The organism is Paenibacillus doosanensis (genome assembly GCF_025060755.1).
In the GTDB taxonomy this organism is placed as follows: domain Bacteria; phylum Bacillota; class Bacilli; order Paenibacillales; family NBRC-103111; genus Paenibacillus_S; species Paenibacillus_S doosanensis.
Genome location: NZ_JANYUY010000009.1, coordinates 140,291 through 150,039, shown reverse-complemented (window position 1 = coordinate 150,039; position 9,749 = coordinate 140,291). Strand labels below are relative to the sequence as shown.

Genomic DNA, 9,749 nt, shown 5'->3' with positions numbered 1-9,749 from the left:
GTGCTGCTACGCAACGGCCAACTCTATACGCCACGGAAGAAGGTGACGCCTGCGAAGGATTAACGCCTCCTTTGCTAAAGTCCCTGGCATAATTCCCAGTTAAAATCTGGATATTATCTCGATTTTTCGCTGGGTTCAGTTTGAGCTGTCCTTTTTTCGGCACTCCCAGCTGTTACAGCCAAGAAAATTTCCAATTCGACCGATTCGGGGACTTGACATCATACCGCTGGACTTCGAATACATACGATTTATAGTTTAGCGCAGTCAGGAATCGGATTCGTTCCAAATGCGCCGGAACAACTTGAAGATAGGAGCACAGCAGCCGCGTCACGAAACCGCGGCGGCACTAACTGTGCCTTTTCTCGCACAGTATATCGCAAAAAAATAAGCTGTATACCGTCCGCCTTAAACTGTTGTTTATATTGCACAGTATAGACCTCGCATCGGCCGTTGTCAACGGTCTTGTTGCCCGGTCTCGTTTTAGAACTCCGATTCCAACTGACCGGCGATATCCGCTATCGTATATTTGCTTAACACTGCGCGCATGCTCTCGTCCATTTCCTTCGTGATTTCCCCGAGCACCGATTTCATGCACCGCCCGAGCGGATGCGTGCCCGCCGTTTCGGTAATGCCAAAGCATAGCTGGCTGCCGGCGCGAAACGCATCGTAGATGTCGACCAACCGAATGGATGCCGCCGGTTTCTTGAGATGGTAGCCGCCGGCGCGGCCTTCCCGCGTTCCAATAAACCCTTCTTTGGCTAAAACCGCAAGAATACGGCGCAGCAAAGAAGGTTCCGACTGCAGGTACTTGGCGAGCTCAATGCTCGGACAGGCTGATCCTACATCCTCGCGAGACATAATAATAAGCGCTTGAACAGCGAGGCCGAACCATTTCGGGTGCTGCGTCGACGTACAATATTCCTGCTTCACCTTAGGTTGCCCCCTTCATTCCTATTTACAGTTATGATTCATTGTACCCAATTCCCGCGCATCCCGCAATTCCGTAATCGATTTCATACGCCGCATTCTGCGAACGAATGCCGATTTTCAGAGGAATTTTTTATTAAAATAAAATAATCCGGCCTCCCCTTAGCTCATTCACGAAATTGCAATAAATAGGTATTGACACCACATTTTCTTAGTGATAGCATGTTAATCCTGTCACTCTAAAAAGAGATGGAGGTATTTGTAAGTGATAACCGTTAACGGAATCAGCAAGTCGTTCCTGGTGGCTAAGCGTTCATCGGGCCTCAGGCATGCGGTAAAATCGTTGTTCCATCGAGAATTCACCGTAGTGGAAGCGCTTCAGGACATTTCCTTTTCCATCGCTCCCGGAGAAATCGTAGGCTACATCGGGCCTAACGGGGCGGGCAAATCGACCACGATCAAAATTATGAGCGGCATTCTGGTACCCGATCGCGGCACCTGCACGATCCACGGTTACACCCCATGGCTCGAACGGGTGCCTTATGTGAAGCATATCGGCGTCGTATTCGGACAGCGCACCCAGCTGTGGTGGGATGTGCCGGTCATGGATTCGTTCGAGCTGCTGAAGGATATTTACAATATTCCACAGCAGGACTACAACGACAATCTCGAGCTGCTGATCGATACTCTCGACTTGGGCGGAATCATCCAGACGCCGGTGCGTCAGCTGAGTCTCGGCCAGAGGATGCGCTGCGAAATCGCCGCCTCTCTCCTGCACAATCCGAGCATCCTGTTTCTCGACGAACCGACCATCGGCCTTGACGCCGTCTCCAAAATCGCCGTTCGACGTTTTATTAAAATGATCAATAAAGAAAAGCGCGTCACCGTCATCCTCACCACCCACGATATGAACGATATCGAGGCGCTGGCCGACCGGATTCTCTTAATCGGCAAAGGCACCCTGCTCTATGACGGCAGCGTTCAAGGCTTGCGCAGCCGGTTCGGCACCCACAGAACGATCACCGCCGATTACCGCGAGAACACAAATCCTATCACGATTCCCGGAGCATCCGTCTTGTCTTGGACTCCGGAGCGGGCCATTCTCAGCGTCGACACCGATCAAATTCTGATGTCGGAAGCGCTAACGCAGCTGTCTTCCCAGGTCGAGCTGATGGATGTGGCGATCGATACCCAGCCGATTGAAGATATCATCGTCCAAATGTATAAGGAGTACCAGCTATGATGATGAAAGCGTACATATCGGTCTTCAAGCTGCGCATCAGCAACGGGCTGCAGTACAGGGCCGCCGCCTTGGCAGGCGTCGGGACGCAATTTTTCTTTGGCTCCATGTTTATTATGATCTTTCAAGCGTTCTACGCCCACACCGTCCAAGAACCTCCGATGACGCTCGAGCAGGTCACCTCGTATACATGGCTCAAGCAAGCTTTTCTCGCCCTTGTCATTTTATGGTTACGGGACAACGAGCTGTTCCAGCTGATCACCAGCGGCAATATCGCCTACGAGCTGTGCCGTCCCAGCGACCTATACGGGCTGTGGTACGCCAAGCTGCTCGCCCAGCGGCTATCGAGCGCGCTGCTTCGCTGCTTCCCTATTCTGATTGTGGTCTTGTTCCTGCCGGCGCCCTACGGGCTCCAATTGCCGCCCGACTTCACGTCGTTTCTGCTCTTTCTCGCCGTATTGACGGCCGGTCTGCTGCTGATCGCAGCCATCTCCATGCTGATTTATATTTCCGTATTCGTCACTATGTCACCTGCCGGATCGCTGCTTCTGTTCAGCGTGTTCGGAGAGTTTCTGTCCGGACTCGTGATTCCCGTTCCTTTGATGCCCGAATGGATGCAGCGGATCGTCTATCTGCTTCCGTTCCATTGGACCGCCGACTTTCCGTTCCGCGTGTTTACGGGCAACATATCCGCGGCCGAAGCCGTCAGCGGGCTGTTCTCCCAGCTTCTATGGCTGGCCGCTCTGGTTGCCTTGGGCAAAATCACCATGGGCAGAGCGCTAAGGCGCGTCGTCGTTCAAGGAGGCTGATCGCGAATGAAGCTTTATTTCCAATACATGCTGATCCTGCTCAAATCGCAAATGCAGTACCGCGTCTCCTTCTTGCTGCTGACGCTCGGGCAGTGTCTGACGCCGTTTACGATGTTCGCCGGAGTCTACTTCATGTTCGAGCGCTTCGGGCAGATTCAAGGCTGGACCTTCTACGAGGTCGCCCTGTGCTTCGCGGTTACGTACATGGCCTTCGCGATTACGGAATGCTTCGTGCGGGGCTTCGACGTCTTCTCCAGTCTCGTCGTCAGCGGCGATTTCGACCGGCTGCTCGTGCGTCCGCGCAGCACCGCCCTGCAGGTGCTCGGCTCCCGCTTCGAATTCGCGCGAATCGGACGTCTGCTGCTGAGCGCAGCCGTGCTCGTATGGGCCGCTTCCTCGATCAACATCGACTGGACGCCGCTCAAGGTGACAGCTCTTCTGTTGATGGTCTCCGGAGGCGTCGTCATTTTCACCGGTATTTTTATTTTGGCCGCCTCGATCAGCTTCTGGACGGTCCAGGGGCTCGAAATCGCCAACATCTTCACGGACGGCGGGCGGGAAATGACACAGTACCCGCTGACGATTTATCAAAAGTGGGTGCGCCGTTTCTTCACCTTCGTCATCCCCTTCGGCTGCGCGAACTATTTGCCGCTGTTATTCATACTCGGCCGCGAAGGCGCCAATCACCCCATCTATGCGTTTATCCCCCTGGCGGGATTTCTTTTCCTGGTGCCGTGCCTGCTGGTATGGAACATCGGCGTACGCCATTACCGCTCGACGGGCTCCTAACTAAAGTCGCAGCGCGTTTCGCGGTCTCGGCAGCAGACCCGAGCGTAATAGGCTGCGTCTGCTTAGGGCGACGCAGCCACAATCTGATGCTCGCCGTCCTGCGATCCAGATGCAAAAAAAGAGAGGGCTCCCGGTTAGTTCCCGGCCCCTCTATTTTTTTCAATTTCACCCAATTTCCACCGAATCCCGAATCAAGCATGATACCCTGCGCAAATTTCGTCTCGGGTCTGGTAGAAGCTTGCCAATTGATCCTGCTCATACGCATAGCCTGCGCGGATCAGCCGGTCCTCTCGTCCCCATGCGGCCACCAGCTGCAGCGCGACAGGAAGCCCTTCGCTCGTAATTCCGCAAGGGATCGACAAGGCTGGCACTTCGACGGCGTTGAAAATTTCCGTGTAACGAGTCATCGCGTCGAACAAGCTCTCGGTGTACGAGCCGAACTGGACCTCCTCGACGCCGATCTTTCTTGCCGCGATCGGAATCGTCGGAGTCGCGAGCACTTGAATCTGTTCGCGGAATAAGCGGCCGAACTGCTTCATATAGGATTCCTTCGCCTTCAAAGCCTCGATATATTGACGCGACGTAATGGTGAGGGACGATTCCAGCAGCGCCCTCGCATCCGCCCCGTATTGCGACAAGCAGCATTCCATCCGGTCGCGGTGGACATAGCCCGCTTCCGAAGCGGCGATGTTCAATATTTGCTGCTGATAGCCGTTAATAAATGATACGTCCACGTCGATCAGCACCGCGCCCAGCTGCTCCAATGCCTGCAGCGCGTTGACATACAGCTGGTACGTCTCCGCTTCGATATGCTCGTTGAAAAAGCTCGTCGGCACGCCTACGCGAAGCCCGCGAATATCCTGCTGCAAATAAGGCACATACTTTTGCTTCGTCAAAGCCTCCATCATGATTGCCAGATCCGTCATGTTGGCGGTCAGCGGGCCGACATGATCGAGCGTCCACGAAACGTAAAATACTCCTTGGGTCGGGATTTTATTATACGTCGGCTTAAGTCCCACAACTCCGCACGAAGCGGCCGGAATCCGGATGGAACCGCCGGTATCCGTACCGATCGAGGCGACGGTCAAATCCGCGGCGACTGCAGCGGCCGACCCTCCGCTGGAACCTCCAGGCGTATATTCGGGATTCCACGGATTATGAACCGGGCCGTAGTGCGGATTGTTCGAGGTGATGCCAAGGGCGTACTCGTGCATATTGTTTTTGCCCAATGTGATCGAATCTTCCTGCAGCAGCTTATGAACGACGGCCGCGTCCCGCTCCGGCACGTTATTCGCGTCGATGGACGAACCGTACGTCGTGCGGATGCCTTTCGTATCGATATTATCCTTGTAGGACAGCGGAATGCCGTACAACCGCCCCGTCTGATCGCCGGCCTTCTCTTTGGCTTCGACGATCTTGGCCTCTTTTCTCGCCCGTTCTTTGGAGACGGTAATAAATGAATTCAGCACCGGATCTTTTTTCTTAATTCGTTTCAAATAATGCTTGGTGATGTCGAGCGGAGTAAACTGCTGGTTCGAATAACCGTCCTGAAGCTCTTGAATCGATTTTCTCGTCATGCCATTCGCTCCTTTATCTTTCATTCGGAGACAAGCCTGCTTGCTGCTCTACTAATCTTGCAAGCCTCGCTTGTCTCCATTGTGCATTATATGAAAGATTGCTAGTTTGAGAACGGGACAGAGAACGGTTTTCGGTCAAAATAGATATTCATCCTGCCGTTAGATTCGGAAGGCGGCTTCGCTTTCGCGCAAATTATTCAGCAGCGTTTTCAGCTGCACCGACATGTTTTTGACTTCGTTGACCTGATGCAGCTGATCCTCGACATTGCCCGAGGACACATGGGTTTGTTCAGCGGATTGCCGCGCGATCCTGGACATTTCCGCGATGGAAGCCGCCGCTTCTTCCGTCCCCGCCGATACTTCCTCGGCGGCTGCCGAAACTTCCTGAATGTGACTGGATACCAGCTCGACCTTGGTTAAAATATGCTGGAAAATCGCTCCGGTCTCCTCCGCTTTCACAATGCCGCTCATCACCTCGCCGTTCACAACCGCCATCGAGCTTAAGGAAGACTCCGAATCGGCTTGTATCGAATGAACGAGCTCGGAAATTTCAAGCGCCGATCGTTCCGTCTGCTCGGACAGCTTGCGGATCTCCCCTGCAACGACGGCGAAGCCGCGCCCTGCTTCCCCGGCCCTCGCCGCTTCTATAGCTGCGTTAAGCGACAACAAGTTCGTTTGCGCCGAAATTTCGCCGATTATTTTCACAATCTGATCGATTTGTTCCGTTTTGCCTGTTAACGTGTGCAGCGCTTCGTTCAATTGGCCCGCCGTCGCCTCGATCCGAGTCATCTGCTGTACGACCTCCTGCAGCGCTTCATCCCCGCGGTGCGCCAGCTGCGTCGTCTCCGCGCTCATATCCGCCACGCTCATGGACGAAACGGCAATGCGCTGAATGCCCGCTGCCATCTCGCTCATCGCCACTTCATTGTTCTGGGCAAGACGAAGCTGCATATCGCTGCCGCTCGCAAGCTCCTGGAAGCTGGCGGCAATGTCGTTGGCCGCCCGTTCCGTCGTCTCCGCATTGCCGGCCAGCCGATTTACCGCGAAACCGACCTGCTTCGTGCCGAAACGGACGTTGCCGATCAGATGGCGCAGGCTTTCCGTCATTTGCGAGAAGGAATCGTACAGCAGCCCGATCTCATCCTTACGGCGATGGGCCGGTATGACCGGCTGCAAATGACCTTGCGAAATTTCGTTGGCGATCTCGATAACCTGCCGCAGCGGGCCGGATACCATTTTCTTAAATATCGCGAACATAATGACCGCAAACACCGCCAACAGCACCAAGCTCGTAAGCAAAGTATCGATCAGCAGCTTGTCGGCGGACTGCGATTCCTTGCTTAGGGCGATGGCGATTTCTATCGCGTAAGCCGGTTTGCCTGCAATATGGATCGGCGCAATCAGCTTGAGCATGCGGTCGTCCGCCTGGTAAATTTCTTGATTTCCCGAAAGGGCCTGCATGATTTCCGGCGTTCCGGGCTGTCCGATCAGCGAAGCGTCTGCCGCCGCCACGATTTTCCCGCCGCCTGCCGATTCATAGAACGTAATCGCCTGAATATCCGGCTGCATTTTGATTTGTTCTTGTATATACGGTTGAAGCATGGCGGATTGCCCGGTTTCTGCGATAAGCGCATCCAGCGTATGAACAATGGTTTCCGCCTGTTCCTTGCTGGCCCCCATAATGAGCGAGCGGTCCTGGCGGTGCACGGCGATCGTAAACAAGGAAACGATAAGCACAAACATAATCAGGAGCATCAGCATAATTTTACGCGGAAGGCTCCAGAAGGGCAGCTTGATGCTTCCTCCGCGCGGAGTCTCTATCGTGTCATGATCTGTATGTGTATTCAAGTAAGCTTCTCTCCTTCATGTGATGTTATCGCTAAGGGAATGGAGATATTCACAACGGTTCCCGCCCCTGGAGCGGAAGATAGCTTAATTCCGTAACGGTCTCCGTAATACAGCTTGATTCGTTCGTCGACGTTGTGAATGCCGACGCCGCCCAGCTTGGACTTGTCCCCTGCAGAGCCGCCCCCTCCGGCCGCTGCCGGAGGAGCTTGCAGTACGGCGGGGTTGAAGCCGGCCCCGTCATCTTTGACGATCAACCGGATCGTTCCGTCGTCCGCCCGGCCGCAGAAGATTTCCAGCCTCCCCGGGCCTTCTTTTTCCCGGATGCCGTGATACACCGCGTTCTCTGCGAGCGGCTGGAGAATGATCTTGGGGATGACGACATCGGCAAGCGCCGGATCATAGCTGATGGTATAAGACAGCTTCTCTCCGTATCTCTCTCTCTGGATAAACAGATACTGCTCGACGTGGGCCATCTCTTTGGCGATGGTCGTAAATTCGCTGCCGCCGCTTAAGGATAACTGGAAAAACTCCGCCAGCGCCTTGGTCGTCGATATGACGCGGTCGGTATCCTGGAACTCGGCCATCCACACGATCGTATCCAGCGTATTGTAGAGAAAATGCGGGTTGATCTGGCTGTGCAGCACGCTAAGCTCATGCAAGCGCAGCGCGCCCTCCTTCGTTTCGATATCCTGCAGCAGCTGGCGGATTTCCATAATCATCGAGTTGAAATGCCGCGCCAAGCCCTGAACTTCCGTCACGCCGGTTTCGGGGACGCTGATGGCGAGCTGACCGCTCTGCACCTTCTGCATAGCCTGTTCGAGCCGTCTGACCGGCTGTGTCATGCTCCTCGCAATCCATGGAATCGCAAGCAAAATAAAGAGCAGCAACACCGTGCCGACCATAATAAACGACCTGAGCAATTGCGCGCGGATTTGCTGAAGCCCGTCCAGCGAGCTGACGCCGACCAGCGTCCAGTCCGATCCCTTCAAATCCGTTTGGTATACAAGCCGATCGCGCTTGGCGTCGTAGCCTGGATTTTGCCGGTTCATCTCAATGAGCTGGTTTTTTTTCGCTTCATCGACAAAGTAGGAAACGTCTTTGTGGTAGACGATTTCGTTACGGCTGTTCACGATATAGGTGTAGCCGTCCTTGCCCAAGTCCAGATCGTTCAGGTAAGCTTCGAGCCCCTTATATTTAATATCCAGCAAAACGACCCCGAGATTGCTGCCGTCCTTACCGCGGATCTCCTGGCTCATGGAGATGACCCAGTTGTTTTTGTCCATCGAAAACTTTTGCATGCGGGCGGAAGTGAGCACCGGATTGCTGCTGTGGATGGCGGCGACGTACCAGCTCTCTTTCATCATGTCCGAAGAGCGCATCATATTCAGCTTCCGTTCGTTCGATAGAACGTAGCCGTCTTGCCCGATCACAATGACGGATTGAATATAAGGGTCCGCGGCCAGCACATTATCGATCATTTTCAGCACATCCTGCTCTCCCGCCTTATCCTTGGAAGCCAGCGTACGAATCGTTTGCGGATTGCCCGCCAGTACGGACGATAGCACCTTGAGCCGATCCAAGTACATCTCGACATAGGTACCGCCTTTGGATACGGCCATTTGGCTGGATTCGACCGATTCATGCATGACCACCCGCGAAATGCCCGCATACAGCGCGCTGCCGGTCACGGCAATCGTCAGTACGCTGATCAGGATGTAAATGATCGAAATGCGAAATTGCAGCGAGCGGAAAAACGGCCCCATTACTCCTTAATCCTTTCCCGGTACTGCAAAGGCGACATGCCGTATTTCTTTTTGAAGGCGGCGCTGAAATAGTTCGGGTTGTCGAAGCCGACTTCCGTCGAAATTTCGTACACCTTTTTATCCGACGCGAGCAGCTGCAGCTTGGCCCGCTCCAGCCGAACCGCCGCGATATGATCCTGGAAGGAGACGTTAAAATGCTTCTTGAACAGCGTGCTCATATACCCCGGACTAAAGCCCATAAGCTCCGCCAGCACGGTCAGCGAAAACTCCGGATTGGACATATTGTCCTCGATAAAATGAGCGATCAGCCTTTTCCCTCCGCCGGCTTCTCCCGCGGCATCTTCTCCGGCTTCGGAAGCCGCCGACCGAAAATCCTTGAGCAGCGCCAGCAGCTCGGCCTGCTGCCCTTCGTTTCTCAGCTTATTCACCAGCTTGCTTAACACCTCGAACACATCATTGCGGGAAACCGGCTTGAGCACGTAATCGTCGATGCCGATTTTGAGCGCGGCCACGGCGTAATCGTAATAATCGTAGCCGGTGATGACGGCAATTTTGACCTCGGGCTTCAGTTCCTTAATTTTCGCTGCAAAATCAAGCCCGTTCATCCGCGGCATATTAATATCGAGCAGCACCAGATCCGGGAGCTGCTCTCGGAACACCCGCAGCCCTTCCTCGCCGTTCGCCGCCTCATAAATCCGGTCAATATTCAGTTCGCCGAAAGACACAAATCGTTTGATGCCGTTTCTCACCAAGTCCTCGTCTTCCACGAGCAGCAGTTTATACATGGCTGAAGCCC

General features: G+C 54.3%; 8 protein-coding genes. 3 read left to right on the top strand and 5 right to left on the bottom strand.

Features of this window, described 5'->3' with window-relative positions:
* Nucleotides 1–480: 480 nt before the first annotated feature.
* Entirely contained in the window at nt 481–930 is a 450-nt protein-coding gene (locus N0M98_RS09995; protein ID WP_259617746.1) for an RrF2 family transcriptional regulator, read from the bottom strand.
* Between the two features lie 262 nt (nt 931–1,192).
* On the opposite strand from N0M98_RS09995, the gene N0M98_RS09990 reads away from it, so the two are divergent.
* Genes N0M98_RS09990 through N0M98_RS09980 form a run of 3 tightly spaced genes read left to right on the top strand, consistent with a single transcriptional unit; the run spans nt 1,193 to nt 3,765 of the window.
* A complete protein-coding gene (locus tag N0M98_RS09990) occupies nt 1,193–2,170 on the top strand; it encodes an ABC transporter ATP-binding protein (RefSeq protein WP_249862964.1) in 978 nt (325 codons plus the stop codon).
* Nucleotides 2,167–2,976, top strand: a complete 810-nt coding sequence (locus N0M98_RS09985; protein ID WP_310943448.1) for an ABC transporter permease — start codon at nt 2,167–2,169, stop codon at nt 2,974–2,976. Before N0M98_RS09990 ends, N0M98_RS09985 begins: the two co-directional genes overlap by 4 nt.
* 6 nt (nt 2,977–2,982) lie before the next feature.
* Nucleotides 2,983–3,765 carry an ABC transporter permease gene (locus tag N0M98_RS09980; RefSeq protein WP_249862963.1) on the top strand — a complete coding sequence of 261 codons (783 nt, stop codon included), beginning with the start codon at nt 2,983–2,985 and terminating at the stop codon, nt 3,763–3,765.
* A 191-nt stretch (nt 3,766–3,956) separates the two neighbouring features.
* Here N0M98_RS09980 and N0M98_RS09975 read toward each other — a convergent pair whose 3' ends face one another.
* From N0M98_RS09975 to N0M98_RS09960, 4 genes are all read right to left on the bottom strand, one after another.
* Nucleotides 3,957–5,342 (bottom strand): amidase, encoded by a 1,386-nt coding sequence (locus N0M98_RS09975; protein WP_259617745.1) that lies wholly within the window; start codon nt 5,340–5,342, stop codon nt 3,957–3,959.
* 159 nt (nt 5,343–5,501) lie between these two features.
* On the bottom strand, nt 5,502–7,190 hold the full coding sequence (locus tag N0M98_RS09970; RefSeq protein WP_259617744.1) for a methyl-accepting chemotaxis protein: 1,689 nt from the start codon (nt 7,188–7,190) through the stop codon (nt 5,502–5,504).
* Nucleotides 7,187–8,953, bottom strand: a complete 1,767-nt coding sequence (locus tag N0M98_RS09965; RefSeq protein WP_259617743.1) for a sensor histidine kinase — start codon at nt 8,951–8,953, stop codon at nt 7,187–7,189. The genes N0M98_RS09970 and N0M98_RS09965 overlap by 4 nt, the downstream gene beginning before the upstream one ends.
* Nucleotides 8,953–9,738, bottom strand: coding sequence for a response regulator transcription factor (locus tag N0M98_RS09960; RefSeq protein ID WP_249862959.1), 786 nt, complete (start codon nt 9,736–9,738; stop codon nt 8,953–8,955). Before N0M98_RS09960 ends, N0M98_RS09965 begins: the two co-directional genes overlap by 1 nt.
* Between the last annotated feature and the right edge of the window lie 11 nt (nt 9,739–9,749).

Coding starts and splice junctions, on each gene's coding strand:
- N0M98_RS09985 (WP_310943448.1), top strand. CDS start 2,167: ATGATGATGAAAGCGTACATATCGGTCTTCAAGCTGCGCATCAGCAAC.
- N0M98_RS09980 (WP_249862963.1), top strand. CDS start 2,983: ATGAAGCTTTATTTCCAATACATGCTGATCCTGCTCAAATCGCAAATG.
- N0M98_RS09975 (WP_259617745.1), bottom strand. CDS start 5,342: ATGACGAGAAAATCGATTCAAGAGCTTCAGGACGGTTATTCGAACCAG.
- N0M98_RS09965 (WP_259617743.1), bottom strand. CDS start 8,953: ATGGGGCCGTTTTTCCGCTCGCTGCAATTTCGCATTTCGATCATTTAC.
- N0M98_RS09960 (WP_249862959.1), bottom strand. CDS start 9,738: ATGTATAAACTGCTGCTCGTGGAAGACGAGGACTTGGTGAGAAACGGC.